Raw genomic sequence first — 24,990 nt, 5'->3', positions numbered from 1 at the left:
CGGGTCCCGGCCCTAGAGTGGGTTCCCGGCCGACGCCCTGTCGCGCCACCCCGACCCACCAAGGTGACCCCTCCATGAACGTGATGCTGACGGCTGCGATGACCTTCCTGCTGGTCATGGATCCGCTCGGCAATGTGCCCCTGTTCCTGACGTCGCTGCGCAACACCAAGCCGGAGCGGCGCCAGTGGGTGATCCTGCGCGAGTGCCTCATCGCGCTCGTGGTCATGATCGCCTTCCTGTTCCTCGGCAAGTCGCTGCTCGATGTGCTGCACATCGACCCGGCCGCGCTGACCGCGGCAGGCGGCGTGATCCTCATGCTGATCTCGATCAGGATGGTGTTTCCTACCTCGGAGCGGAACCTCGCCGAGCCGACGACACACGACGAACCGTTCATCGTGCCGCTGGCCGTCCCCTACGTCGCGGGCCCCTCGCTGCTGGCGATCATCGTCGTCTTCGTCAGCCAGGACCAGGGCAACTGGGCGTGGTACCTCGGCGGCCTCCTCATCTCCTGGGCCATCACGACGGTGGCCCTCTACTTCTCCGGCTTCCTGCAGCGGGTGGTCGGTACCCGCGCCCTGGTGGCCACCGAGCGGCTCATGGGCATGATCCTGGTGCTGCTCGCCGTCCAGATGATGTTCGACGGTACGCGGGCCTTCTTCATGGCCTGAGAAGCCCCACTGCTAGGGTTCTGGTCAGACCAATCACAACGACAGTGAACGGAGCAGACCGTGTCGGTCACCACCTCCCGAGCCCACCTCGCACCGGGTAACACCGCGGCGATCAGCGCGCTGCGTGCCGCCCTCGGCGCCGACGCCGTCAGCACGCGCGAGCTGGACCGCATCGCGCTCGCCGTCGACGCCTCGCACTACCTGCGCGCCCCCGACGCCATCGCGCGGGCCAGGAGCGTGGCGGACGTCGCCACCGCCATGGCCGTGGCCAGCCAGGCCGGGTGGCCGCTCACCTTCCGCGCGGGCGGCTCCAGCCTGTCCGGACAGGCCCTGTCCATGGGGCTCACGCTCGACGTGCGCCGTCACTTCCGCGACATCGAGGTGCTCGACGGCGGCGCGCGCGTCCGCGTGCAGCCCGGCGCCACCATCCGTCAGGTCAACGGGGCGCTGGCCCGCCACAGGCGCAAGCTCGGCCCGGACCCGGCCTCCGAGATCGCCTGCACGATCGGCGGCATGGTCGCCAACAACTCCTCCGGCATGACCTGCGGCACGGAGAAGAACGCCTACCGCACCATCGACTCCATGACGATCGTGCTGCCGAGCGGCACCGTCGTCGACACCGCCGCCCCGGGTGCCGAGGCGGACCTCCGCCGCCGCGAACCGGCCCTGGTCGAGGTCCTGGAACGGCTGCGGGACGACCTGCGCCGCGAAGAGGTCGCCGCCGACCTCCGCCGTCGCTACGCCATCAAGAACACGATGGGCTACGGCCTGAACTCGTTCCTGGACCACGACAGCCCCGTGCGGATCCTCGAGCACCTGATGATCGGCTCGGAGGGGACGCTCGGCTTCGTGGCCGAGGCCGTCTTCCACACGGTCCCCGTCCCGGCCCGCACCGCGACCGGCCTGCTGCTGTTCGACTCGCTCGACGCGGCCACCACCGCGCTGCCGCACCTCGTCCGCTCCGGCGCCGACGTCGTCGAGCTCATCGACGCCGCCTCCATCCGGGCGATGGGAGCCGACGCGAGCTCGGTGCTGCCCGCCGGCTTCGTGCCGGACCGGCACGCGTCGCTGCTGGTCGAGTACCAGGCCGACGACGACCGGGGCATCGCGGAGCGGATCGCCACCGGCGACGCGACCTTCGCCGACCTCGGCGGGCTCGCCTCACCGCCCGAGATGACGCAGGACACGCGGCGCCGGGACCAGATGTGGCTCATGCGCAAGGGCCTCTACACGAAGGTGGCCCGCAGCAGACCCGCCGGCACCGCCGCGCTGCTCGAGGATGTCGCCGTCCCCATGGAGAGCCTCGGCGGCGTCTGCTCCGAGCTGCAGGTGCTGTTCGAGGCGCACGGCTACGCCGACGCCGTCATCTTCGGCCACGCGAAGGACGGCAACATCCACTTCCTTGTGACCGAGGACTTCGCCGGCCCCGCATCGCTCAAGCGGTACGAGGACTTCACCGAGGACATGGTCCAGCTGGTGCTCGACAGGCAGGGCACGCTCAAGGCCGAGCACGGCACGGGCCGGATCATGGCCCCGTTCGTCCACCGGCAGTACGGCGACGAGCTGTACCAGGCCATGTGGGACGTCAAGAACGCGTGCGACCCCGCACGGATCCTCAACCCCGGCGCCGTGCTGACCGAAGACCCCCAGCTGCACCTGCGCGACATCAAGGCGACAGCCCCGGTGCGGGAGGTCCTCGACGACTGCGTCGAGTGCGGCTACTGCGAGCCGGTGTGCCCGAGCCAGCACCTGACCACCACCCCGCGGCAGCGCATCGTCATCCAGCGCGCCATCGCGGAGGCGGAGGCCGTCGGCGACGCCGACCTGGCCGCGAAGCTGTTCGATCAGGAGACCTACGACGTCGTCCAGACCTGCGCCGTCGACGGCATGTGCTCGACGGCCTGCCCCGTCCAGATCAACACGGGAGATCTGGTCCGCGACCTGCGCCGCGAACGGCAGTCCGGGATCCTCGACGCGGGCTGGAATGTCGCGGCGAAGCACTGGGCGGGTGTCCTGCGGGTCGCCTCGGCGGGCATGACGGTGGTCGACCACATGCCGACGCCGCTGGTGCGGGGCGCTCTCGGCGCCGCCCGCGCCGTCGTCGGCACCGACGTCGTGCCCAACCTGACGAAGGAGCTTCCCGGCGGCGGCCCCATCCGTGACGCCGTCGCGGCGCACGACCCGCACGCCATCTTCATGCCCGCGTGCGTGGGCACGATGTTCGGCTCGGACCACGCCTGCGGCACCGGCGTCGGCGGCGCTGTCCGCGCCCTCGCCGAGGCGGCCGGGCTGCGTCTGCGGACCCCCGACGGCATCCGCGAACTCTGCTGCGGCACCCCCTGGAAGTCGAAGGGGCTGACCAAGGGCTACGAGACGATGACGGACAAGGTCGCCGAATGGGCCGTGGCCGCCACGGACAACGGGGCCCTGCCGCTGGTCTGCGACAACGTCTCCTGCTCCGAGGGCGTCGAGATCGCGCTGAGGCACCGGGGCATCACCGGCATCACGGTGCTGGACGCGACGCAGTGGGTGGCCGAGCAGGTCGCGCCGAAGCTGCCTCCGCTGCCCAAGGCGCCGGTGGCGGTGCTGCACCCGACGTGCTCCTCGACCCTGATGGGCGTCAACGACTACCTGACGTTCCTCGCCGGCCTGGTGGCCGACGAGGTGATCGTGCCGCAGGGCTGGCGCTGCTGCGCCTTCGCCGGCGACCGGGGCCTGCTGCACGAGGAGCTGACGGCGACGTCGACCCAGGACGAGGCACGGCACGCCCGCGAGGCGGATGCCGACCTGTACCTGTCGCTCAACCGCACCTGTGAGCTGGGCATGACCCGGGCGACGGGGAAGACCTACGTGCACGTGCTCGAGGAGCTGGCGGCCCGGGTCGCCGCCGCGGGATCGCAGGGGTAGGCCGTGCGCGTCGCCCTGGCCCAGCTCCGCTCCACGACCGACCCGGCCGCGAACCTGCGTGCCGTAGCCGACTGGGCGCGGCGGGCGGCCGAGGGCGGCGCCGACCTGGTCGTCTTCCCGGAGGCGACGATGTGTTCCTTCGAGCGCGCCTCCGCCGAGGTCGCGGAGCCGGCGGACGGTCCCTGGGCCGGCGCGGTCCGGGGCCTGGCCAGCGAGCTGGGCGTGACGATCGCCGTCGGCATGTTCACCACTGCGCCCAACGGCCGGGTGTACAACACCCTGCTGGTCGCCGGGGCGGCCGAGGCGCGCTACGACAAGGTGCACCTGTTCGACGCGCTCGGCCACCGCGAGTCGGACCACATCGCCCCCGGCGCAGAGCTGGTCTCCGTCGACCTCGCGGGGACGTCCGTCGGCCTCACCGTCTGTTACGACGTGCGATTCCCGGAACAGTTCCGCACCCTGGCAGCCGGCGGCGCCCAGGTGATCCTGGTGGCCGCGTCGTGGGCCCCCGGCCCGGAGAAGACCAGGCAGTGGACGACGCTGGCGACCGCCCGCGCCATGGACTCGACGGCGTTCGTGGTCGCCGTCGACCAGGCCGCCGCGGGCGACCCGGAGCGGCCCGGTCGCCCGACCGGCGTCGGTCATTCGATGGTCATCGAACCTACGGGGCGGGTGCTGCTCGAGCTCGGGACGGCCGAGGAGCTGGCGTTCGTCGACATCGACCCGACGGCGGCCTCCGCGGTGAGGATGGCGCTACCGGTGCTGAGCGGTTAGCCGGGCGATGGCCTCGTCGAGCACGGAATCCGTCTTGCAGAACGCGAAGCGGACGATGTCGCGCCACGGGCCGGGCTCGTCGACGAACGCCGTGACGGGGATGGCCGCGACGCCGACCGACTCCGGCAGTTCCCGGCAGTAGTCGATGGCGTCGCCCTCGACCCTGGCGCAGACGAAGTACGTACCCTCGGATCGGAACGGGCGCAGGCCCGCGCGGGTGAGCGCGGCCGACAGCCGGTCGCGGTTGTCGCGCAGCGTCGCCCGCAGCCCCGCCACCCACTCCCCCTCGTGGCGCAGGGCGTGGGCGACGGCGGGCTGGAACGGCGCCCCGCCCGAGAAGGTGAGGAACTGTTTGGCCGCGAGGATGCCGTCGAGCAGCGGCTGGCTCGCGAGCGCCCAGCCGACCTTCCACCCGGTGACGTTGAACGACTTCCCGGCGCTCGAGACCGTGACGGTGCGCGACCCCATGCCGGGGAGCCCCGCGATGGGACGTGCGGCGCGTCGAAGGCGAGCCGCTCGTAGACCTCGTCCGCGAGCACGAGCAGGTCATGCTCAACGGCGACGTCGGCGATGACCGCCAGGTCCTCCTCCCCGAACACGGTCCCGGTGGGGTTGTGCGGGCTGTTGACCACGATCAGCGCGGTGTCGTCGGTGACGGCGGCACGCAGGGCGTCGCCGTCCAGCCGGAAGCCGCTGCCGGCCTGCACCAGCGGCACGGAGACGCGGCGGGCGCCCGCGAGGGCGACGGCGGCGGCATAGGAGTCGTAGTAGGGCTCGATGAGGATCACCTCAGAGCCGGGCTCGACGAGCCCGAGGATGGTGGCCGCGATGGCCTCCGTGGCGCCGACCGTCACCAGAGCCTCGGCCTCCGGGTCGTACTCGAGGTCGAAGTTCCTGGCACGGTCCTCACAGATGGCCCGGCGCAGATCGAGCAGACCCCTGCCGGGCGGGTACTGGTTGTTGCCGAGGGCGATCTGCTCGCGGGCGATCTCCAGCATGCGGGGCGGCCCGTCCCAGTCGGGGAACCCCTGCCCGAGGTTGACGGCGCCGTGGGCGTGCGCGAGTTCGGACATCTCGGCGAAGATCGTCGCGCCGAACGGCTGGAGCCGGGCGACCGCTGCGGACGGGGCCCCTGGCGTCAGTGACATGGCGGCGAGTCTAGGCAGCGCCGCGGACCCGCCACGGCGCCGTCCACATCGCAGCGGAGGGCCGCGGACCGGCCGGTCCGGGTTATGCCTTCGGCCGGCCGGGCCGTCGGATGGGCGCGGCCTTCACGTCGCGCCCCGACTTGCGCAGCGCGTCGCGCAGCAGCAGCTCGATGTGCGCGTTCAGGCTGCGGAGGTCGTCGGCCGCCCACTTGGCGAGCGCCTCATGGACGGCGGGGTCGAGGCGGAGCAGGATCGACTTGCGCTCCTTGCGCGCCCGATCCTGCCCCGCCTGCTCCTCGGGATCCACCATCACCCGTAGAGGGTCCCGGTGTTGATGACGGGCGTCGAGCGGGAGTCGGAGCAGAGCACGACCAGCAGGTTCGACACCATCGCGGCCTTGCGCTCGTCGTCGAGGGAGACGATGTCGTCGCGCTCGAGCCGCTCGAGGGCCTGCTCGACCATCCCGACGGCGCCCTCGACGATCTTGCTGCGGGCCGACAGGACGGCGGAGGCCTGCTGCCGCTGGAGCATCGCCTGGGCGATCTCGGGCGCGTAGGCCAGCGACGAGATCCTCGTCTCGACGACCTCGAGCCCCGCGATCGTGATGCGAGCCGCGACCTCATCGGCGAGCTCCCGCGAGACCAGGTCGGTGGACCCGCGCAGGCTCTCCTCGCCGGGATCGGCGAAGTCGTACGGGTGGGAGGTGGCGACGTGACGCAGCGCGGACTCGGCCTGCACCGTCACGAAGTTCTCGTACTCCTCGACGGCGAAGACGCTCTTGGCCGTGTCGGCCACCTGCCACACGACGATGGCGGCGATGTTGATGGGGTTGCCGTCGGCGTCGTTGACCTTGAGCTCGTTGGTCTCGAAGTTGCGGACCTTGACGGAGACCTTCTTCTTGGTGGTCAGCGGCACTGTCATCAGCAGGCCCTGCTTGCGGATGGTGCCGAGGTAGCGGCCGAAGAACTGCGTGACCTTGGTGTCACCTGGCGAGACGATCGTCAGGGAGCTCGTGACGAGCATGGACAGGAGGAAGGCGAGGATGCCGAGGGTGACGAGCCAGCCGCTGACGTCGCGACCGGCGTCGTCGGCGATGGCGGCGTCGATGATGGTCCACACACCGAAGGCGAGGAGGGCCAGTGCGATCAGCAGCGCCAGGGCGCCGGACATGGACCAGGCGGTCCGCTCGTCGATCACCACGCGGGTGCCGCTGTGCCCGACGGGCCGGCCTGCAGCCTCGCCGCCGACGGAGGCCTCGTCGACCGGGATGGGGATTGAGTCATCACACTCTCCTAATCTGATATCTAATTGATATCAGATTAACAGACGACGTGGGCGGTTGTCAGCCCTGGGTCGGGCCCAGCGAGCGGACCTCGTCGCGGAGCCGCCCCATCTGCCGGTCGAGGACGGCTGCCGACTCCGCGACCTCGCGCAGTTCCATGCGCAGAGGCTCTGGCACCTGCCCGTCGTACTTGTAGTGGATCTGGTGCTCGAGGCTGGCCCAGAAGTCCATGGCGATCGTCCGCAGCTGGATCTCGACGGGCACTTCGATGGACCTGTCCGAGAGGTACACCGGCACCGACACGATCAGGTGCAGGCTCTGGTAGCCGCTCGCCTTCGGGTTGGCGACGTAGTCCTTCCTGGTGAGCAGCGTGATGTCCGGCTGCTGCACGAGCATGTCCGCCACGCGGTAGATGTCCTCGACGAAGGTGCAGACCACGCGGATGCCGGCCACGTCGCGGATCTGCTCCCTGACCTCGACCAGGTCGTGGCAGTCCAGCCGGCGGGCCTTGGCGACCAGCGACTCCATCGACTTCAGCCGGGTCTTGACGTGCTCGATGGGCTTGTACTGGTGCGTCCGGTCGAACTCCCGCTGCAGGTTGCCGATCTTCGTGGCGACCTCCTCCATGCCGCAGTCGTACTCGAGTCGGAAGCGCGTCAGTTCCGCCTGGAACTGCTGCAGCGACTGCTCCGGATCCTCCGAGTTCGCGATGTGGTTCAGCATGTCAGGCAGGGGCGTCGTCGGTTGTGCCATGGGCCCATTGTTGCCGAGCGACCCAAAGCGCCAGGCGGACCCGCGTCGATCGTCCGCCCGCCATGCGGTAGACAAGGTTCCATGAGCATCGATCTTGTCGCCCTCCGTCGAGAACTCCACCAGATCCCCGAGGTCGGCCTGCAGCTGCCGCAGACCCAGGCCCGGGTCCTCGAGGCGCTCGAGGGGCTGCCGCTGGAGATCACGCTGGGCACGACGGTGACCTCGGTCGTCGGCGTCCTGCGCGGCGGCCGCCCGACCGAGGGCAAGAGGCCCGTGGTGCTGCTGCGCGAGGACATGGACGCGCTGCCCGTCGAGGAGCTGACCGGCCTCGACTACGCGTCGACCAACGGGAACATGCACGCGTGCGGCCACGACCTGCACATGTCGATGCTGGTCGGCGCCGCGCACGAGCTCTGCGCCCGCCGCGACGAGCTCGCCGGCGACGTCATCTTCATGTTCCAGCCGGGCGAGGAGGGGGTCGACGGCTGCCGCTACATGCTGGAGGAGGGCCTGCTGGATGTGGCCGGCTCGCGCCCTGACTGGGTCTACGCCATCCACGTGTGGTCAGCCATCGATCCGTGCGGCACCTTCACGACGAAGCCGGGCACCGTCATGGCGTCGTCGGACACCGCGCGGGTCCGGGTGGTGGGCCGCGGCGGGCACGGCTCGACGCCCCACCGCGCCGCGGATCCCGTGCCGGCGCTGGCCGAGATCACCACCGCGCTGCACACCATGGTCACGCGCCGCTTCGACGTGCAGGATCCGGTCGTCGTCACCGTCGGCCTCCTGCAGGCGGGCACCACCGACAACGTCATTCCGGAGGAGGGTCGTCTGGAGGCGACGCTGCGGGCCTTCTCCACCGAGGCCCGGGCCAAGCTGATCGAGACGATCCCGCAGGTCGTCGAGGGCATCGCGTCGGCGCACGGCGTCGTCGGCGAGTTCAGCCTCCGGGAGCAGTACCCCGTCACGATCAACGACGACGCGGAGGCCGACGTCGTCGCGGAGACCGTGACCCGCCTGTTCGGCGAGGAGCGTCACCTCCGCTGGGCGCACCCGCTGGCGGGTGCCGAGGACTTCTCGCGGCTGCTGCTGGAGGCGCCGGGCTGCTTCATCGGCCTGTCGGCCTGCCCGCCGGAGCTCGACCCTGCGACGGCGCCGTTCAACCACTCGGCGTACGCGCGGTTCGACGACTCGGTGCTGGACGACGGGGCACGGCTGCTGGCCCAGTTGGCGCTGGACAAGCTGGCCTGAGGTCGATCCCCGTGGGCGTCGCCGCGCACCTTGTCAGAGCAGGGCACAATGGCGCCATGCGTCCCATGCTCGCCACGCCGACGCCCACTCCGGGGCAGCCACCCAGCGGCCCCGAGTGGCTGCATGAGGTGAAGTGGGACGGCGTCCGCGCCCTGGCCGAGACTAGGGACGGCACGCTGATCCTCTACAACCGCAGCGGCCGGGAGATCACGCCCGCGTACCCCGAGATCGTCGCTGGCGCGGCGGGCCTGCCGGACGGGCTGCTCTTCGACGGCGAGATCATCGTCCTCGACCCGGCGACCGGGGTGCCCACGCTGCAGGCGATCGCGCCGCGGATGCACGTGCGCGACGCCAACCGGGCCGCCCGGCTCGCCGGCGAACGCCCTGCCACGTTCATGGCCTTCGATCTGCTCCGCGCTGGCGCCAACGACCTGACGTCGCGCCCACTGACCGAGCGCCGTCAGCTGCTCGAGCAGCTCGACCTCATCCGGCTCGGCTGGCGGCTGTCGGAGACGTACGACGACGCGGAGACGGTGGCCGCCTTCACGCTCGACTCCGGCCTCGAGGGAGTGATGAGCAAGCGCCGCGGGTCGCTGTACCTGCCGGGCACCCGGAGCGTCGACTGGATCAAGACCCCGCACCGGGCCGAGCTGGTCGCCGTCATCGGGGGTTGGGTTCCCGAGTCGGGCGACGACCGGCAGCTGGGGTCGGTGTGGATCGGGCACGCGACCGACGAGGAGACCTTCGACGCCGATCCCGTGCTCTACCCGCTGGGCCGGGTGGGGTCAGGACTATCCCACGGCGAGCGGAACGCGCTGCTCGCCGTCCTGCGCGACACCGAGCGGGCCGATGCGCCCTTCGCCCCCCTGCCCGAGGGTCCGGAGCTGCGGCGGACACGGTGGGTCGAGCCGCTGCTGTGCGTCCAGGTGCGCTACCTGACGGTGTCGGCGGCCGGAGTGCTCCGGCAGCCGGTGCTGCGCGCGCTGCGCCCCGATGTCCGGCCGGTCGAGGCCGCGACGGCCCCCTCCTGGACGTCGACCGGCGTTAGGCTGCCCGCATGACCGACGACGCGCCCCCTCCCGCCGACATCGAACCTGACACCAAGGACTGGCTCTGGGTGCTGACCCGCCGGTGCGACGAGTGCGGATTCAACGCCTCGGGGCCGGAGACCGACGACTTCCCCGCCCTGATCGAGGAACTCGCCGAACGGATCCGGCTCGCACTTGACCGGCCGGGCAGCCACACCCGACCCACGCCTCACACCTGGTCGGCGGTCGAGTATGGGCAGCACGTGGCGGATGTGTGCGAGGTGATGCGGCTGCGGCTCGAGTCGATCCTCGACGCGGACGGCGCCGTTGCCGAATTCGACTCGTGGGACGCGGACGAGGCCGCAGCCGAGAAGGAGTACTGGCGGGCGTCGGGCGAGGTGACGTCGATCCTGCTCCGGGAGCGGGCCGAGGCGGCCGCGGACTCGTTCGCGGAACCGACCGGCGACCAGTGGACGTGGCCGGGACGGCGCGGCGACGGTGCGGAATTCACGGCGGAGACGCTGGGCCGCTACCTGCTGCACGAGCTGGCGCACCACGCGCACGACGTCTCGGCCCTGAGACCCACGCGCTGACACGCCGTCTCGGCCCTGAGTCCCACGCGCTGACACGCCGTCTCGGGCCTGCACCCACGCACGGCGTACACGAATCTGGCTCCCCGAACACAAATCTGGCTCAAGCCGCCGCTACGGCGATATGCACACAGCCGCCGCTCAGCGGAGCGTTGTGCACCATCCATCCAGATTCGTGCCCTGGCCGCCGTCCGGCCCGCCCCGTGCACGAATCTGGCGCCCCCCGAACACGAATCTGGCTCCCCCGAACACAAATCTGGCTCAAGCCGCCGCTACGGCGATATGCACACAGCCGCCGCTCAGCGGAGCGTTGTGCACCATCCATCCAGATTCGTGCCCGGGACGCGACGGGGTCGGCCGGGACGCGACGGGGTCGGCCGGGACGCGAATGGGTTGGCCGGCCGGAGCACGGCAACCGTGGCCCCTGTTCGGTCGACGTCGTAGGCTGTCCGCGTGACACAGCCCAAGGAGATCGCGACCCTGCCTCCCATCGAGGAGCTGCGCCGCGACGTCGTGCCCAGCCCTCGCACCGGCGAGCCGCGGCGCCCCTGGACCGTGTTCCTCGCCGCCGCGTTCGGCTATCTGGCGCTCGCGGCCGTCGGGGTCTCCTACGGCATCCACTGGTGGGACGCCGTCCACCCCGAGAGCTATGCCAACTCCGCCAACCTGCTCCAGTGGGTCAAACCCGAGCCCGGCAAGTGGTTGTCGCTAACGCTCGAGGGTGCCATCGCCCTGGCCGCGGTGGTGGCGGGCGGGGCGCCCGCGATCGCCGGATTCCAGGCCTGGAACGGCTGGCGCTGGTCGCGCTGGGCCGGGCTGGCCGCCGTCGTGCTGACAGGCGGCTGGACCGCCATCATGAACAACGCCGCGTTCGTCGCGCTCGGCCTCGCGGTCGTCAGCGCCGCCCTCATCTTCGTGCCGCCGACGCCGCGCTACTTCTCGGAGTGGGCGCAGGTCCGCGCCGCCCGACCCGAGCAGTACCGCCGGCCGGAGTGGATCTTCTACGGGCGGCTCCCCCGCTTCCGCTGACTACACTGCTGGGCATGTCAGGCTCGAACTCCTTCCTCGACGGCGCCCTCCGTGTGCTCCGCGACGTCACCGTCCGAGCACTCCAGCGGGCGACGGAGCCAGCGTCGAAGCGCGCGGCCCCCGGCCCCGACCGTCGCCAGGCCGAGCCTGCGAAGTTCCGGCAGACCACACCACGGCCATCCGCTCCCGACGCCCGGCCGGCCTCCCCGACGCGGCAGACGTCCTCCCCCGCACCCCGGCCCGGGGCCGACGGCGGCTACCCGGGTGACTTCACCGGCACCCCGACGATCCGCTACAGCCCCCGCAACGACCGCGAGCCCGACCCGGGCGAGGTCGTGTGGACCTGGGTCCCCTACGAGGAGGATCACAGCAAGGGCAAGGACCGCCCCGTCCTGCTCATCGGCCGTGACGGCGACTGGCTGCTCGGCCTGCAGGTGACGTCGCAGGACCACGACCGCGACGCGGCGCAGGAGGCCAGGGCGGGGCGCCTGTGGCTGGACATCGGCACCGGCGCCTGGGACAGGGAGCGCCGCCCGAGCGAGGCCCGCGTCAACCGCATCATCCGGATCGCCGCGGCCGATGTCCGACGCGTCGGCGCGATGCTGAACGAGGACATCTTCGCGCAGGTGGCCGCCGCGGTCCTGCGCCACTACTGACGGCGCGGCACACGGGTCGCCGTTACGCCAGTGGTGAACGGTGCTTGGACACCCGGGTGGCAGATTGGGGCCGCGGGCGTCGCGCCTGCTTGAATGAGCCAGGAAACACCCGCTAGGAGCCCCCGATGATCACCGTGACGGACCTCACGAAGGTCTACCACCAGGGTCGCCGCGAGGTGCGCGCCCTCGACGGGGTGAGCCTCACGGTGCCGGAGGGTTCCATCCACGGCATCATCGGCCACTCCGGCGCCGGCAAGTCGACCCTCGTGCGCTGCCTCACTCTCCTCGACCGCCCGACCTCCGGCCGCGTCGAGATCAACGGCGTTGACCTGACCGCGGCCCGTGACGCGGCCCTGCGTACCGCGCGCCGTCGGATCGGACTCGTGTTCCAGCAGGCCAACCTCTTCGACTCCCGCACCATCGCCGACAACGTGGGCTACCCGCTCGAGCTCATCGGCGTCGACAAGGCGACCCGGGCGGCGAAGGTCGCCGAGCTGCTGGGGCTCGTGGGGCTCGCCGACGCCGGCCAGGCCTACCCCGCCCAGCTGTCCGGCGGCATGCGGCAGCGGGTCGGCATCGCCCGCGCCCTGGCCACCGACCCCGACGTGCTGCTGTTCGACGAGCCCACCTCCGCCCTCGATCCGAAGACGACCGACGAGATCCTCGACCTGATCATGCAGGTCCGCGGCCGCGGCGGCCTCGCCGTCCTGGTCATCACGCACGAGATGCACGTCGTCAAGCGCATCTGCGACTCGGTCTCCCTGCTCGACGGCGGCCGCATCGTCGAGTCCGGGGCCCTGACCGACGTCGTCAGCCGCCTCGACGGCAGGCTGAGCCAGGCTCTGCTCGGCATCCCGCCCTATGCGCAGCCCGTCGACGGCGGCACGCTCGTCGATGTCCTGTCCAACGGGGAGAAGGCCGCGCTGCCGGTCGTCGCGCACACCTCCGCCGCTGTCGGCGGCGAGATCTCGATCCTGGCCGGCAGCGTCGAACACCTCGCCGGCACCACGTTCTCCCACCTGCGCCTGTCGGTTCCCGCAGGGGTGGATCCGCAGCGGGCGATCGAGGTGCTCCGCGGCCTCGGCGCCGACGCGCGCCTCACCAGCGACATCACCTCCGGGGAGGATCGGGCATGAACCTCCTCGAAGACACCTGGTTCAACAACCCGGCCATCCAGAAGGCCATGTGGCCGGCGCTGCTGGAGACCCTGCAGATGGTGGGCATCTCGGGGCTTGCGACCCTGGTCCTCGGGCTGCCGCTGGGCGTCCTCCTCTACACCACCGCGCCGGGCGGGATGAGCGCGAACCGGCCACTGAACGTGGTGCTGTCGACCGTCATCGTCAACGTGACCCGCTCCTTCCCCTACGCGATCTTGATGATCGCGTTGATGCCGCTCACCGTCATCCTCGTCGGCACGAAGATCGGCCCGGTCGCGGCCTCGGTGTCGCTGGCGATCGCAGCCATCCCGTTCTTCGCCCGCCTGGTGGAGACTGCGCTGCGCGAGGTGCACTCCGGCAAGCTCGACGCGGCTCACGCCATGGGCTCGACGAAGTTCCAGACCATCGTCAAGGTGCTGCTGCCGGAGGCGTTGCCGACGCTCGTCGCGTCGTTCACCACCACGGTGGTCACGATCGTCGGCTACTCCGCCATGGCGGGCCTCATCGGCGGTGGCGGCCTCGGCCGTCTCGCCTACAACTACGGCTTCCAGCGCTACCAGATCGACGTCATGATCATGACCGTCGTCCTCCTGGTGCTGCTGGTCCAACTGATCCAGTTCGCGGGAGACAGGCTCTCCAAGGCCATCGACCACCGCTGACCCCACCAGACATCCCGCCCCGGCGGGACGGCCACCCGGCCACACAAGCGGCCAACTTGTTGTTGGCCCAGAGCAAGGAGGAAACCTCATGCACAAGATTCTGTCCGCAGTCGCTGCCTCGTTGGCAGCCGCCCTCGCCCTCACCGCCTGCGGTTCCACCGCAGGCCCCGGGGCCACCTCGTCGCCGTCCGGCTCCCCGGCAGCGTCCACCTCGGCACCCACGTCCGGGGAGACGGTGAAGCTGGTCGTCGGCGCGAGCCCCGTCCCGCACGCCAAGATCCTCGAGTTCGTGCGCGACAACCTCGCCGCCGACGCGGGCCTGGAGATCGAGATCCGCGAGTTCGACGACTACGTTCTCCCCAACGAGGCTCTCGCCAGCGGTGACCTGGACGCCAACTACTTCCAGCACCTGCCCTACCTCGAGAACCAGATCGCCGAGAAGGGCTTCGAGTTCTCGCACGGCGAGGGCATCCACATCGAGCCCTTCGCCCTGTTCTCGAACCAGGTCGACTCGGCCGACGCGGTCGCCGACGGCGGCAAGATCGCCATCACCAACGATCCGTCGAACCAGTACCGCGGCCTGAAGCTCCTCGAGGAGAACGGCCTGCTGGCCGGCGTCACCCCGGAGACGACCGTCCTCACGCTGACCGACGAGCAGAACCCGAAGGGCCTGACCTTCGAGGAGACGCAGCCCGAGGTCGTTGTCCAGCTGCTCGACGACCCGACCATCGCCGCCGCGCTGATCAACGGCAACTTCATCCTGACGGCCGGCCTGAAGGCTGAGGACGCCATCGCGATCGAGGCCGTCGAGGGCAACCCGTACGCCAACGTGCTCGTGTGGCGCACCGCCGACGACGCCAGGGCGGAGATCAAGAAGCTCGACGAGCTGCTGCACTCGGCCGAGGTGGCCGAGTTCATCAAGACGGAGTGGCCGTCGGGAGACGTCATCCCCGGCTGATCAGTCGATCACCCCTTCCGAGGGCCGTCACGCCAGGCGTGACGGCCCTCGTCGTCTCCCCGGCGCCGACGGCTCGGTAGGCTCGCCCCCATGACCAAGGCGATCCTCTTCGACCTCGACGGCACCCTGGCCGACACCGTGCCCCTCATCGCGGAACAGATCTCGGCGGCGATCACGGCGCACGCCCGGCCCGTGTCGGCGGCGGCCGTCGTCCCCTACATCGGGGTGCCGCTGATCGTGACGCTGACCGACCTGAGCGGGCTGCCCGCCGAGGATGAGCGCATCGCCGCGATCACCGACCACTACTTCTCGGCGTGGGATGTCGCCGTCGTCGAGCACGGCCCCGCCCTACTGCTCCCGGGCGTCGCCGACCTGCTCGCCGACCTGCGGAGCGCCGGGATCCCCACCGGCGTCGTCACCGCGAAGGACACCGGCCCGGCGATCGAGCTGCTGGAGGCGATGGGCATCGCGGACGTCGTCGACGTCGTCGTCGGCACCGACCTCGTCGTCAACGGCAAACCGGAGCCCGACTCGGCGCTGCTGGCGCTGGAGCGTCTCGGCGCGACGGCAGCCGACTCCTGGTACGTCGGCGACGCGGCAAGTGACATCGCCATGGCGATCGCGTCGGGGTTGCGGCCCGTCGGCATCACGACCGGCGCTGCGCTGCACGAGGAACTGGTCGCGGCCGGCGCCGACATTGTCATCGCCCACGCGAGCGAGGTGCTGACCCTGCTCACGGATGATCAGTTGAGCGCTACTGCACCACGCTGACCCGCGAAGCGCGCTATGTATGGGTGTATGACCCGGAACATGACGCTGCGCGAGTACATCGACTTCCTCAAGGCGGAGGGCTACCAGGTCGAGGGAGCCGAGGGTGTGGACCCGGAGCTGCTGTCGCCGGAGGGTAACGCCGTCACCACCTGGCGCGACAGCTACCCGTATGACGAGCTGCTGGACAGGGCCGCCTACGAGCACGAGAAGTACATGCTCCAGGTGGAGCTGCTGAAGTTCCAGTACTGGGCGCAGGACACGGGCACCCGTCACGTGATCGTGTTCGAGGGCCGCGACGCTGCGGGCAAGGGCTCGACGATCAAGCGCTTCACCGAACACCTGAACCCGCGGGCCGCGCGCGTGGTGGCGCTGGCGGCGCCGTCGGACACGGAACGCGGCCAGTGGTATTTCCAGCGCTACGTCCGGCACCTGCCGACGACCGGCGAGATGGTGCTGTTCGACCGCTCCTGGTACAACCGGGCCGGCGTGGAGAAGGTGATGGGGTTCTGCACCGACGAGCAGTACGAGACGTTCATGACGCAGGCGCCGCTGTTCGAGCGGATGCTGGTCGAGTCGGGCATCAGCCTCACCAAGTTCTGGTTCTCCGTGACGCAGGACGAGCAGCGCACCCGGTTCGCGCTGCGCCAGCTCGACCCGGTGCGTCGCTGGAAGCTCTCGCCGATGGATCTGGAGAGCCTCGACCGCTGGGACGCCTACACCGAGGCCAAGGAGGCGATGCTGCAGCTGACGGACAAGAAGTACGCGCCGTGGACGACGGTGAAGTCGAACGACAAGAAGCGGGCGCGGCTGGAGGCGATGCGTTCCTTCCTGTACCAGTTCGACTACGAGGGTCGCGACGATTCGATCGTGCACGCGCCGGACCCGCTGATCGTGGCACGGGCGAAGCACACCTCCGGCGACTAGGCCCTACCCGCGGGCGATCAGCGTGAACGACGCCGGCAGCCGCTCCGGGCGGTCCGTCAGCCGGTATTCGCCGTCCTGCCCCACCGTCATCAGCCCCGGCAGCGCATCCCAGGGGACGCTGTCATGCTCCACCAGCAGCTCCAGCGTCAGGCCGGCGTCGAGGACCGCCATCACGATCTCGGAGATCGCGTGGTTCCACTCGACGGACACCGGCGACGCCACCGTCCCCTCCCCCGCGTAGCTGACGTCGGTGGACCAGGTCATCGGCTCGGTCCGTTCCCAATACGGCAGCTCGAGGGCCGGGGTGTCGGCGCCGACGGCGGTCAGCCACGGCTGCTGGTCGGAGTCCGGCTGCGTCTCGCCCACGACTACACCCATCAGTGAGTTGAGCACCGGATGCCCGTCGCGGACGAACAGCCGCCCACCCGGCCGCAACAGCCGCGCGACGGTCTCAGCCCAGCGCCGGATGTCCGGCAGCCAACACAGCGCGCCGATGCCCGTGTAGACCAGATCGAAGCGACGCTCCCCCAGCGCGTCGACGGCGCCGTAGACGTCCGCCTCGACGAAGTCGATCTCCTGCCCGGCCCGGCCGGCGATCACAGCGGCGTGGGCCAGCGACCGGGGCGACAGGTCGAGGCCCGTCATCCGCGCCCCGAGCCGCGCCAGGCTGAGCGTGTCGGTACCGAGGTGACACTGCAGATGCAGCCCGTCGAGGCCGGCAAGGTCGCCGAGCCGGGGCCGGTCGAACCGCACGACGTCGGAGAGCCAGGCGGGATCGGAGACGGCGTCGATGTCGTAGCCGCCGGGCCCGACGTGCACGTCTGCGCGCGCGTCCCAGTTGGCGCGATTCGTCGCGAGGTAGTCACTCATGGTGTCATCGTCGCGGACTACGGCCCGGGCGCGCCAGTCACCCCGTCGCTGCTTCCCCGTGGGTGGTGACGATGTCGTTGGCCGCCGCCCACCCGCCCAGGTCGAGGCGCTGGATCGCCGCGGCCATCAGGTCGGGGAACAGGTCCGGGGTGCAGGCGAACGCGGGCACCCCGATCTCGGCCAGCGCCGCCGCGTGCCCTGCGTCGTAGTGGGGGCGGCCGTCGTCGCTCAGGGCGAGCAGCGCGATCATGGTCGCGCCGGAGTCGACGATCTCGCGGCTGCGGCGCAGCATCTCCTCGGCGATGCCGCCCTCCTCGAGGTCGGAAATGAGCACGAGCACCGTGTCGGTGGGCCGCGTGATGTGCCCCTGGCAATAGGCCAGGGCCCGGTTGATGTCGGTGCCGCCGCCCAGTTGCACGCCGAACAGCACGTCGACGGGGTCGTCGAGCTCCTCGGTCAGGTCGACGACGGCGGTGTCGAACACCACGAGCCGGGTCGTGAGCGACGAGACCGACGCCAGCACCGCCCCGAACACGCTGGAGTACACGACGGACTGCCCCATCGAGCCCGACGAGTCGATGCAGAGGATGATCTCGCGCTGCACCTGCGGCCTGCGCCGCGCGTTGCCGACGAGCCGCTCCGGCACGACGGTGTTGTACTCGGGCAGGTAGTGCTTCAGGTTCGCCGTGATCGTGCGGTCCCAGTCGATGTCGCGCATCCGGGGCCGGTTGGTGCGGTTCGACCGGTCCAGCGCGCCCGTGACCGCCTGGATGGTGCGGGACCGCAGCCGTTCCTCCAGCTCCTGGGTGACGTGCCGGACGACGGCGCGCGCGGTCTCCTTCGAGTGCGCCGGGATCACCCCCGTCAGCGACAGGAGGGTGCTGACAAGGGAGATGTCGGGCTGGACGGCCTTCATCATCTCCGGCTCCAGCAGCAGCTGCGACAGGCCGAGCCGCTCCATCGCGTCGCCCTGCATCACCTGCACCACCGACGACGGGAAGTAGCTGCGGATGTCGCCCAGCCAGCGGGCGACGCGGGGGCTGGACGCGCCGAGCCCGCCGCGACGGGTGCCGTCGTAGAGGTCGCCCAGCACGCGGTCGCGGTTGCCGTCGTCGGCGCTGAGAGTCAGCGGCGCGCCGTCGAGGGTGACGCCGTCGGCCTCGTCGGCGCCGAGGATGAGCCGCCAGCGGGTCAGTCGTTCCTCGTCGCTCATGCGGACTCCTTCCAGCCGAGCAGCCCGGCGACGGTGGCGAGGGCCGGGCCGGCGGCCTCCAGCCGCAGTTCGGCGGGCGCCGCCTCGACGACCGCGCCGCGGGAGACACGCTCGCCGATCATCCGCCGTTCTGGCTTGGCGAACTCGGAGAATGTGCGGCGCAGCAGCGGCAGCAGATCGTCGAACGCCTCGGGCTCGACCTGGGCGACCCAGCCGTCGACGATGGACAGCAGCGCAGGGTCGTGCACGAGGATGACGGCGGAGCCGGCGAGGAAGCCGTCCAGCCAGCCCGCCGCGTCGCCGGGGTCGTGCGCGAGCGACAGCCAGCGCCGCATCGAGACGGCGACGGCGTCGCGCTCCAGCAGGCCCGCATCGAGCAGCAGCCGGGTGGCGCGCCCCGCGACGAGGCCGGGGATCTGATCGCGGGCGGCGACGACGCCGAGCGCCGCGTGCCACTGCGCGAGGAGGTCCTCGTCCTCGATCAGGGTCAGCCCGGCGTGGGCGGAGTCGACGGCCCGCAGGAGCCGGGCCGCCTCCCCCGCGTCGATCGCCGCGGCCGCGACGGGAAGCCCCACGCAGGCCCGCACGACGATGGTGCGCAGGACGGCGACGACCTCGTCGGTGTCGACGCGGCGCACGGTGCCGTACCGGCTGACGCGGGCGAGCGGCTCGATGGAATCGAGCAGGTCCAGGACGTCGGTGTGGACGGCGGTCAGCTCGGCGAGCCGTGCCACGACCTCGTGGACGGGGATCTCGGCGACCAGACACCGGTCGATCAGGCGCGACAGTTCCGGCACCGACGCGTCGGCTGCGAGGTGGGCCGCCTTCGCCGTCGCCGCGCCGAGGATGGTGGTGCCGAACAGCGACGCCTCGACCAGCGCGATCGCCAGTTCGGGGCGCCACTCGAGCTGCCACTGTTCCTTGAAGGTGCCGGTGGTGCGGGTCGCGTAGGCGATCTCGCCCCAGTCGATGTCGAGCAGCCGCAGCCGGTGCAGCAGCAGCGACCGGGCGCGGCCGGCGTCGGTGCGCAGGTCGAGGGTGACCAGCTGCTGCGCGGCGCCGGGCTTGAGCCGGGTGGACTTCTGCGCCTTCGCCAGGTCGGCCGCGAGCGGCACGAGCGGCGCCGACTCGGGCACGGAGCCGAGGTCATGCCCGACGACCAGCGCGTCGTCCACCAGTTGCAGGGGTAGCGGGTTGCCGTCGGCGAGGACCCCGAGGGCCGCGTCGTACAGCTCGGTCAGGCCGGGGCTGGGACGTCCGCGGAGCGCGGCGAGGTTGGTGGCGAGGCGGGCCGCGTCGACGACGGACGCGGTGGACGCGTCGATCCCCTGGGCCCGCAGCTCGCGGGCGACGCGGACGAGCCAGCCGAGGGCGGCGTCGTGGTCGGCGCCGGTGGCCCAGTGGTCGAACAGGTGGCGGTACCAGCCGGGCGACGTGACGCCGGCCCCGTAGCCGGAGGCCAGCGAGAGCCGGTTCGCCGTCCACGGCACCCAGGCCGCCGACATCTTCGCCTTCGGCAGCCCGCGGAGCAGCCGGGAGTCGTGCGCGACGGGCGGGAACGCGGCCGGGTCGAGCGCGGGGGCATGCCAGGCTCCGCAGACGACGACGATCGTGTCGTGCCCCTCCTTCATGGCGGCGCGCAGCTCGCGCCGCATGGCCGCCTCGCGCAGCCCGGTCATGGGGCGGCCGAGCGGATGTTCGAGGGCGTCGAAGTCGAGTTCGCCGTCGTCGTCGCGGACGCCGGGGTCGCCGTCCTCGTCGGCGCGCAGCTCCGCGATCCCTTCGGCGATGGCGGCGAAGCGCTCGAGGGCGGAGCCGGAGCGCTGCTCGACGGCGTCCTCCCACCAGCGCTCGGGGTCGTCGTAGCCGGCGACGCGGGCCAGCGTGGTGATCGGGTCGGCGGGCACCGTCGCGGGCTCATCGGCCGGCGCGGCGTCGTCGGCGTCCCCGAAGCGCAGCGCCGCGTCCTCCTCGTCAGCGTCCTCTTCACCGGTGGCCTCGGCCGCGGCCCGCTCCGCTGCGGCGCGCACGATCCCGACGCGGTGCGAGGCCGGCAGGTCGATGAACCTCTGCGGCACCCCCGCCGCCGCGGCCCACCGCAGCGCGACCCATTCCGGGGAGAACGCCGCCATGGGGTAGAAGCTGGCGCGCTGCGGCTCGTCGGACGCGTAGACCAGCGCCGCGACGGGCGGCACCAGGTCGGGGTCGCCGGCCAGCGGGTGCAGGGCGTCGAGCTCGGGCGGGCCCTCGATCAGGACCAGGTCGGGGCGCAGCTCGTCGAGGGCCTCGGCGACGGAGCGCGCCGACCCTGGCCCGTGATGCCGCACCCCCAGGACGTGGACGCTCGTCATGGGGCCGCCTGCCGCGGTGGCCGCCTGGATGGCATGTCAGCCGGCCACGTCGAGGTCACGGCACGCGCGGTACAGGTCGGCCCACTCGGGCCGGTTCCGCACCACGGTCTCCAGGTACTCGCGCCACACGACGGTGTCCTGCACCGGGTCCTTGACGACGGCCCCGACGAGGCCGGCCGCGACGTCGTGCGCGCCGACGGCGCCGTCGCCGAAGTGAGCGGCGAGGCTCAGCCCGCTGGTCATCACGGAGATCGCCTCGGCGGTCGAGAGGGTCGACGTCGGCGACTTGATGGTGGTGCGGCCGTCCGCCGTGACGCCGGAGCGGAGTTCACGCATGACGGTGACGACGCGGCGGATCTCGCTGAGCGCGGCGAGATCGGCCGGCAGCTCGAGGGAGGCGCCGAGGCTGACCACGCGGGTCTGGACGATCTCCACCTCCTGGTCGAGCGAGTCGGGCAGGGGAAGCACGACGGTGGTGAAGCGGCGGCGCAGGGCCGACGACAGGTCGTTGACGCCCTTGTCACGATTGTTTGCGGTGGCGATGAGGTTGAAGCCGCGCACGGCCTGCACCTCGGTGTCGAGCTCCGGGATCGGCAGCGTCTTCTCGCTGAGGATCGTGATGAGGGAGTCCTGCACGTCGGCGGGGATGCGGGTCAGCTCCTCGACGCGGACGAGGCCGCCGTCGGCCATGGCGCGCATCACGGGGCCGGGCACCAACGCCGCCGTCGACGGGCCCTCGGCGAGCAGGCGGGCGTAGTTCCAGCCGTAGCGGATGGCCTCCTCGGGCGTGCCCGCGGTGCCCTGCACGACCAGGGTCGAATTGCCGCTGACGGCGGCGGCGAGGTGTTCGCTGACCCATGACTTCGCCGTGCCGGGGACGCCCAGCAGCAGCAGCGCCCGGTCGGTGGCCAGCGACGCGATGGCGATCTCGATGAGGCGCCGGTTGCCGAGGTACTTCGGCGTGATGATGGTGCCGTCTGCCAGCGTGCCGCCCAGCAGGTAGGTCGCCACGGCCCACGGCGACAGCCGCCAGCGGGGCGGGCGGGGCCGGTCGTCGACGGCGGCGAGCGCCTCGAGCTCTGCGGCATACGCCTGCTCGGCATGGGCGCGAAGGACCGATTCGGTGGTGGTGCTCACGCGTGTTCCTCCTGCAGGTGCGGTGGCTGGGTTGAGGCGAACGCCTCGTCGATGGTCTGGTTGAAGATCAGGAACTGGCGGGCTGCGCGCAGCGTGATGCCGCCGAGGTCGGCGGGGAGGTCGGCGGGCAGGGTGGCCAGCAGCGGCAGGGCGTCCGGGCCGAAGCCGTCCGGCATCGAGGCGACGCCCAGGAGGAAGTGGCCGCGGTCCTTGTCGGAGATCAGCCGGTCGATGACGACGGCAGCGACGGGCTTCACCCAGGGGCGCGGAACGTTCAGCAGCGCATGCGCCGCCTCGGCGGGGGGAGCGGTGCGGATGAGCCCGATCAGCCACGCGTCGCGCTGGGCCGGGTCGAGGAGCAGCGCCAGGTCCCTCCCGTTCCTGAGGCTCGGATGGGGAAGCAGCGCGGCGGCCCACTCGCGGTCTGCGTGCCTGGCGACGGCCGTGGCCAGCGCCGCAGCGACCTGCTCGTCGAGTTCGAGGGCCTCGACCAGTTCCTGCGGCGGGAGGCCGGACACCTCGTTCAGCGTCCGCGGGTCCGCGGCCTCCAGGATCTGACACAGCCAGTGGCGCCGGTCCGGGTCGGTGGCCTGCGGCCGGAGGCCGTCGCGGACGCCGGCCGCGTCCACCTCGGCCGGGGGCACGACCCTGACCACCGTCGACGTCCTGCCGAGGACCCGGCCGAGTCCCCGCCCCGCGGGACCTCGGTCACGTCGATCAGGGAGCGGAGCCGCGCAGACATGCGGGAGACCAGCCCGCTGCCGGGAAGCCGGGCAAGGAGCCGAGCGGCGGCCTCGCGGGTGGCCTTCCCCTTGTCATCCAGCGCCGCCTCGAGGAACGACGCGTCGTCGAGCGACAGGCCCGTGCCGAGGGCGTCGATCACCTGGCCGCGCTCTTTGGCGCTGTAGCCAGGCCACAGCTCGACCAGGCGGGCGAGGCCGGCCGCCGCGTCCACATCCCTGAGCTCGGTCAGCCGCGACGTCGCCTCCTTCGCCGACAGCTTGCGCCAGCCGTCCACATCGAGGTCGCCGTCGGGCCCGCTGCCGGGATCGACGAGGGTGGGCTCGAAGCGGCTGGCGAGCCACGCGCCCCGCTGGTCCCAGGAGGCGCGCAGGGCAGGCCGGAGCACCGAGTCCTGGCGCGCGAGGGTGAGCAGGTCGGGCAGCAACGCGACGGGCACCGAGTATCCGGAGCCGGCGCAGCGCGTGAGCCAGTGCTCGATGGCGCGCAGCCGCTCGTTCCCCTTGAGCGGTGGCTGGTGGATCAGCAGCCTCAGCAGCTGCTCCGCTTCCGGCGGGGCGGCCGGCCGGGCCTGCGGAGGGCACGGCGCCTCGGGCTCCCGGCGGTCGGGGGTGGCGGCCGCGCGGGTCAGGACGTCGAGGACGGCGGCCTGGTCGAGGAGCTGCGTCTGCGGGTCACCGTCGTCGACGGGCGCGATGCCGATGGGAGGAACGGGGCCCGGTGCGCGGCGGCCTGTGCCGACGAGTGCGGTGGCCTCGACCGAGCGCATCCATGCCTCCACGCTCACAGCGCCACCGTCTTCCCGTCGAGGGCGAGGGTGAGCGGGCGGAACCGCCCCGCCTCCAGCTCTCCGAACACGTCGTGGGGGTGCCCACCCGTCAGCGCGAGGAGCAGGATGAGGTTCGTGTCCGCGGTGAGCGCGAAGGCGTCGCCCGCAGCGTCGACGACGGCCTGCGGGTCGTGGCGGAAGCGGGCTGCTGCGAGGGTGACGGGGAACCGGTCCCGCCAGGGGACCCCGGCGAGGGCCGTGGCCACCTGGGCCCGCGCCTCGGCGACGGTGACGGCGGGCCCGGCGTCCGTGGCGGGCTCGACCGGGGTGGGCGGTTCCGGGAAGTAGAGCCGGGCCGGGGCGTTGCCCGGGTACCAGGCGGCCGTGCCGGCGAGGCGGGCGCCGGCCAGCTGCGGGATGCCGAGGGCCTGGCCCGGCCCTGCCGTCTCGAGGATCAGCCCGACGGGCCCGCCGTCGGCCCGGACCCAGGTGCGCTGCTGCTGGAGCGGCCCGTCCGTCGTGCGGAAAGCGCCGAGCACCTGCCACGTGTCGGTGCGGGTCTCGCCGTCGCTCAGCTGTTCGCGCTGCGTCGACCACCCGACGGCGGCACGCAGGTCGGCGGCCAGCGGTGCGGGCAGTTCGTCCCGACGGCGCCAGGCCTGGGCGAGCAGCCACAGTCGTCCGAGGTGGCGGAGCAGGTCGTCGGCCCAGGCCTCTCCCGCGGCGTGGGTGGCGAGCTCGCGGACGCGGTCGGCGAGGCCGGGAAGCTGGGCGTCGACGAGGCGGGCCGCGGCGCGGTCCCAGAAGGCGTAGGGCTGGGTGCGGGCGGTGACCAGCCCGGCACGGACGAGGTCGGTGAGCCAGAGGATGAGGTCGTCGACGCCGGCGTCCATCCGGGCGATCCGCTCGGCGAGGCGCCTGGCCTGCGCCTCCGGGTCGGCGGGTGCCTCGGCGCGGACGGTGCGGGCCTCGCTGCGGGTGGCCCGCTTGTCTGCCCACTCCTGGGCGAAGCCGGCCGCCTCGGCCCCCTCCCCCACCAGGCCGCCGGCCCACAGCAGGAGCAGCGCGAGGGCGTGTTTGCAGGGGAACTTCCGGCTCGGGCAGGAGCAGCGGTAGGCGGGGCCCTCCAGGTCGATGCTCACCTGATACGGATTCTTGCCGCTTCCCTGACAGCTGCCCCAGACGAGGATCTCGTTGGCCCCTGTCTCTGTCCAGGGGCCGGGCTTGGCGAGCTTGCGGGCGGCGGCCACGGACGAGGTGTCGGGCGCGGCGGCCAGCACCTGTGCCTCGGTCCAGCGAGCCACGGCGCTCCTCTCCCCGGTCTTTCGGCCGGCCCAGGCCGGCGGCGTTCGTA

General features: G+C 71.8%; 24 protein-coding genes and 1 pseudogene. 13 read left to right on the top strand and 12 right to left on the bottom strand.

Annotated elements, in window-relative coordinates:
• The first annotated feature begins 74 nt into the window (after positions 1 to 74).
• Genes H9L22_RS17165 through H9L22_RS17155 form a run of 3 tightly spaced genes read left to right on the top strand, consistent with a single transcriptional unit; the run spans position 75 to position 4,349 of the window.
• Positions 75 to 668 (top strand): MarC family protein, encoded by a 594-nt coding sequence (locus H9L22_RS17165; RefSeq protein WP_187720952.1) that lies wholly within the window; start codon positions 75 to 77, stop codon positions 666 to 668.
• A 60-nt stretch (positions 669 to 728) separates the two neighbouring features.
• Positions 729 to 3,575, top strand: coding sequence for an FAD-binding and (Fe-S)-binding domain-containing protein (locus H9L22_RS17160; RefSeq protein ID WP_187720951.1), 2,847 nt, complete (start codon positions 729 to 731; stop codon positions 3,573 to 3,575).
• A gap of 3 nt (positions 3,576 to 3,578) precedes the next feature.
• Positions 3,579 to 4,349, top strand: coding sequence for a carbon-nitrogen hydrolase family protein (locus H9L22_RS17155; RefSeq protein ID WP_187720950.1), 771 nt, complete (start codon positions 3,579 to 3,581; stop codon positions 4,347 to 4,349).
• Here the strand turns inward: H9L22_RS17155 and H9L22_RS19970 are convergent.
• The 5 genes and pseudogenes from H9L22_RS19970 to H9L22_RS17135 all read right to left on the bottom strand — a co-directional run bounded on the left by H9L22_RS19970 (position 4,329) and on the right by H9L22_RS17135 (position 7,532).
• Positions 4,329 to 4,817, bottom strand: coding sequence for an aminotransferase class I/II-fold pyridoxal phosphate-dependent enzyme (locus tag H9L22_RS19970; RefSeq protein WP_264292502.1), 489 nt, complete (start codon positions 4,815 to 4,817; stop codon positions 4,329 to 4,331). The two genes, H9L22_RS17155 and H9L22_RS19970, sit on opposite strands and share 21 nt — an antisense overlap.
• A gap of 83 nt (positions 4,818 to 4,900) precedes the next feature.
• Positions 4,901 to 5,347, bottom strand: a pseudogene (locus H9L22_RS19965) (aminotransferase class I/II-fold pyridoxal phosphate-dependent enzyme); the annotation flags it as partial.
• 232 nt (positions 5,348 to 5,579) lie between these two features.
• Complete coding sequence (locus H9L22_RS17145) at positions 5,580 to 5,807, bottom strand: toxin-antitoxin system HicB family antitoxin (protein WP_187722758.1); 228 nt, start codon at positions 5,805 to 5,807, stop codon at positions 5,580 to 5,582.
• Positions 5,807 to 6,697 carry an SPFH domain-containing protein gene (locus H9L22_RS17140; protein WP_226965959.1) on the bottom strand — a complete coding sequence of 297 codons (891 nt, stop codon included), beginning with the start codon at positions 6,695 to 6,697 and terminating at the stop codon, positions 5,807 to 5,809. Before H9L22_RS17140 ends, H9L22_RS17145 begins: the two co-directional genes overlap by 1 nt.
• 142 nt (positions 6,698 to 6,839) lie before the next feature.
• Positions 6,840 to 7,532 carry a GTP pyrophosphokinase gene (locus tag H9L22_RS17135; RefSeq protein WP_187720949.1) on the bottom strand — a complete coding sequence of 231 codons (693 nt, stop codon included), beginning with the start codon at positions 7,530 to 7,532 and terminating at the stop codon, positions 6,840 to 6,842.
• 81 nt (positions 7,533 to 7,613) lie between these two features.
• On the opposite strand from H9L22_RS17135, the gene H9L22_RS17130 reads away from it, so the two are divergent.
• From H9L22_RS17130 to ppk2, 10 genes are all read left to right on the top strand, one after another.
• The gene (locus H9L22_RS17130) at positions 7,614 to 8,783 is read left to right on the top strand and encodes a M20 metallopeptidase family protein (RefSeq protein WP_187720948.1); all 1,170 of its coding nucleotides are present in this window, start codon (positions 7,614 to 7,616) and stop codon (positions 8,781 to 8,783) included.
• A 56-nt stretch (positions 8,784 to 8,839) separates the two neighbouring features.
• On the top strand, positions 8,840 to 9,844 hold the full coding sequence (locus tag H9L22_RS17125; protein WP_187720947.1) for an ATP-dependent DNA ligase: 1,005 nt from the start codon (positions 8,840 to 8,842) through the stop codon (positions 9,842 to 9,844).
• Entirely contained in the window at positions 9,841 to 10,404 is a 564-nt protein-coding gene (locus tag H9L22_RS17120) for a DinB family protein (RefSeq protein ID WP_187720946.1), read from the top strand. The genes H9L22_RS17125 and H9L22_RS17120 overlap by 4 nt, the downstream gene beginning before the upstream one ends.
• Before the next feature lie 450 nt (positions 10,405 to 10,854).
• Positions 10,855 to 11,430, top strand: a complete 576-nt coding sequence (locus tag H9L22_RS17115; RefSeq protein WP_187720945.1) for a hypothetical protein — start codon at positions 10,855 to 10,857, stop codon at positions 11,428 to 11,430.
• Between the two features lie 14 nt (positions 11,431 to 11,444).
• The gene (locus H9L22_RS17110; RefSeq protein WP_187720944.1) at positions 11,445 to 12,086 is read left to right on the top strand and encodes a type II toxin-antitoxin system PemK/MazF family toxin; all 642 of its coding nucleotides are present in this window, start codon (positions 11,445 to 11,447) and stop codon (positions 12,084 to 12,086) included.
• Positions 12,087 to 12,211: 125 nt separating this feature from the next.
• The gene (locus H9L22_RS17105) at positions 12,212 to 13,222 is read left to right on the top strand and encodes a methionine ABC transporter ATP-binding protein (RefSeq protein WP_187720943.1); all 1,011 of its coding nucleotides are present in this window, start codon (positions 12,212 to 12,214) and stop codon (positions 13,220 to 13,222) included.
• Complete coding sequence (locus H9L22_RS17100) at positions 13,219 to 13,902, top strand: methionine ABC transporter permease (protein ID WP_187720942.1); 684 nt, start codon at positions 13,219 to 13,221, stop codon at positions 13,900 to 13,902. The genes H9L22_RS17105 and H9L22_RS17100 overlap by 4 nt, the downstream gene beginning before the upstream one ends.
• A gap of 88 nt (positions 13,903 to 13,990) precedes the next feature.
• Complete coding sequence (locus tag H9L22_RS17095; RefSeq protein ID WP_187720941.1) at positions 13,991 to 14,860, top strand: MetQ/NlpA family ABC transporter substrate-binding protein; 870 nt, start codon at positions 13,991 to 13,993, stop codon at positions 14,858 to 14,860.
• 90 nt (positions 14,861 to 14,950) lie between these two features.
• Positions 14,951 to 15,631 (top strand): HAD family hydrolase, encoded by a 681-nt coding sequence (locus tag H9L22_RS17090; protein ID WP_187720940.1) that lies wholly within the window; start codon positions 14,951 to 14,953, stop codon positions 15,629 to 15,631.
• Positions 15,632 to 15,658: 27 nt separating this feature from the next.
• Positions 15,659 to 16,555 carry a polyphosphate kinase 2 gene (ppk2, locus tag H9L22_RS17085; protein ID WP_187720939.1) on the top strand — a complete coding sequence of 299 codons (897 nt, stop codon included), beginning with the start codon at positions 15,659 to 15,661 and terminating at the stop codon, positions 16,553 to 16,555.
• Between the two features lie 3 nt (positions 16,556 to 16,558).
• On the opposite strand, the gene H9L22_RS17080 is transcribed toward ppk2, so the two are convergent.
• The 7 genes from H9L22_RS17080 to H9L22_RS17050 are packed head-to-tail and all read right to left on the bottom strand — an operon-like array spanning position 16,559 to position 24,940.
• On the bottom strand, positions 16,559 to 17,425 hold the full coding sequence (locus tag H9L22_RS17080) for a class I SAM-dependent methyltransferase (RefSeq protein ID WP_187720938.1): 867 nt from the start codon (positions 17,423 to 17,425) through the stop codon (positions 16,559 to 16,561).
• A 37-nt stretch (positions 17,426 to 17,462) separates the two neighbouring features.
• Entirely contained in the window at positions 17,463 to 18,638 is a 1,176-nt protein-coding gene (locus H9L22_RS17075) for a VWA domain-containing protein (protein WP_187720937.1), read from the bottom strand.
• Positions 18,635 to 20,989: a DUF5682 family protein gene (locus H9L22_RS17070; RefSeq protein ID WP_187720936.1), complete on the bottom strand. Its 2,355-nt coding sequence runs from the start codon at positions 20,987 to 20,989 to the stop codon at positions 18,635 to 18,637. Before H9L22_RS17070 ends, H9L22_RS17075 begins: the two co-directional genes overlap by 4 nt.
• Before the next feature lie 36 nt (positions 20,990 to 21,025).
• Positions 21,026 to 22,126, bottom strand: a complete 1,101-nt coding sequence (locus tag H9L22_RS17065) for an ATP-binding protein (protein WP_187720935.1) — start codon at positions 22,124 to 22,126, stop codon at positions 21,026 to 21,028.
• Positions 22,123 to 22,755, bottom strand: a complete 633-nt coding sequence (locus H9L22_RS17060) for a DUF5691 domain-containing protein (RefSeq protein WP_455431980.1) — start codon at positions 22,753 to 22,755, stop codon at positions 22,123 to 22,125. The genes H9L22_RS17065 and H9L22_RS17060 overlap by 4 nt, the downstream gene beginning before the upstream one ends.
• On the bottom strand, positions 22,650 to 23,654 hold the full coding sequence (locus H9L22_RS17055) for a DUF5691 domain-containing protein (RefSeq protein WP_187720933.1): 1,005 nt from the start codon (positions 23,652 to 23,654) through the stop codon (positions 22,650 to 22,652). The genes H9L22_RS17060 and H9L22_RS17055 overlap by 106 nt, the downstream gene beginning before the upstream one ends.
• The gene (locus H9L22_RS17050) at positions 23,651 to 24,940 is read right to left on the bottom strand and encodes an SWIM zinc finger family protein (RefSeq protein ID WP_187720932.1); all 1,290 of its coding nucleotides are present in this window, start codon (positions 24,938 to 24,940) and stop codon (positions 23,651 to 23,653) included. The genes H9L22_RS17055 and H9L22_RS17050 overlap by 4 nt, the downstream gene beginning before the upstream one ends.
• Positions 24,941 to 24,990: the final 50 nt, after the last annotated feature.

Origin of the sequence: Tessaracoccus defluvii (assembly GCF_014489575.1) — a bacterium.
Lineage (GTDB): Bacteria > Actinomycetota > Actinomycetes > Propionibacteriales > Propionibacteriaceae > Arachnia > Arachnia defluvii.
Note: the sequence above shows the minus strand (reverse complement) of the source record. Positions and strands in the feature narration are given on the sequence as shown.

Excerpts from the sequence above, each read along its gene's own strand:
- H9L22_RS17090 (WP_187720940.1), top strand. The coding sequence starts at position 14,951 with ATGACCAAGGCGATCCTCTTCGACCTCGACGGCACCCTGGCCGACACC.
- H9L22_RS17080 (WP_187720938.1), bottom strand. The coding sequence starts at position 17,425 with ATGAGTGACTACCTCGCGACGAATCGCGCCAACTGGGACGCGCGCGCA.
- H9L22_RS17110 (WP_187720944.1), top strand. The coding sequence starts at position 11,445 with ATGTCAGGCTCGAACTCCTTCCTCGACGGCGCCCTCCGTGTGCTCCGC.
- H9L22_RS17070 (WP_187720936.1), bottom strand. The coding sequence starts at position 20,989 with ATGACGAGCGTCCACGTCCTGGGGGTGCGGCATCACGGGCCAGGGTCG.
- H9L22_RS17165 (WP_187720952.1), top strand. The coding sequence starts at position 75 with ATGAACGTGATGCTGACGGCTGCGATGACCTTCCTGCTGGTCATGGAT.
- H9L22_RS17105 (WP_187720943.1), top strand. The coding sequence starts at position 12,212 with ATGATCACCGTGACGGACCTCACGAAGGTCTACCACCAGGGTCGCCGC.
- ppk2 (WP_187720939.1), top strand. The coding sequence starts at position 15,659 with ATGACCCGGAACATGACGCTGCGCGAGTACATCGACTTCCTCAAGGCG.
- H9L22_RS19970 (WP_264292502.1), bottom strand. The coding sequence starts at position 4,817 with ATGGGGTCGCGCACCGTCACGGTCTCGAGCGCCGGGAAGTCGTTCAAC.
- H9L22_RS17145 (WP_187722758.1), bottom strand. The coding sequence starts at position 5,807 with ATGGTGGATCCCGAGGAGCAGGCGGGGCAGGATCGGGCGCGCAAGGAG.
- H9L22_RS17095 (WP_187720941.1), top strand. The coding sequence starts at position 13,991 with ATGCACAAGATTCTGTCCGCAGTCGCTGCCTCGTTGGCAGCCGCCCTC.
- H9L22_RS17100 (WP_187720942.1), top strand. The coding sequence starts at position 13,219 with ATGAACCTCCTCGAAGACACCTGGTTCAACAACCCGGCCATCCAGAAG.
- H9L22_RS17120 (WP_187720946.1), top strand. The coding sequence starts at position 9,841 with ATGACCGACGACGCGCCCCCTCCCGCCGACATCGAACCTGACACCAAG.
- H9L22_RS17075 (WP_187720937.1), bottom strand. The coding sequence starts at position 18,638 with ATGAGCGACGAGGAACGACTGACCCGCTGGCGGCTCATCCTCGGCGCC.
- H9L22_RS17135 (WP_187720949.1), bottom strand. The coding sequence starts at position 7,532 with ATGGCACAACCGACGACGCCCCTGCCTGACATGCTGAACCACATCGCG.
- H9L22_RS17125 (WP_187720947.1), top strand. The coding sequence starts at position 8,840 with ATGCGTCCCATGCTCGCCACGCCGACGCCCACTCCGGGGCAGCCACCC.
- H9L22_RS17130 (WP_187720948.1), top strand. The coding sequence starts at position 7,614 with ATGAGCATCGATCTTGTCGCCCTCCGTCGAGAACTCCACCAGATCCCC.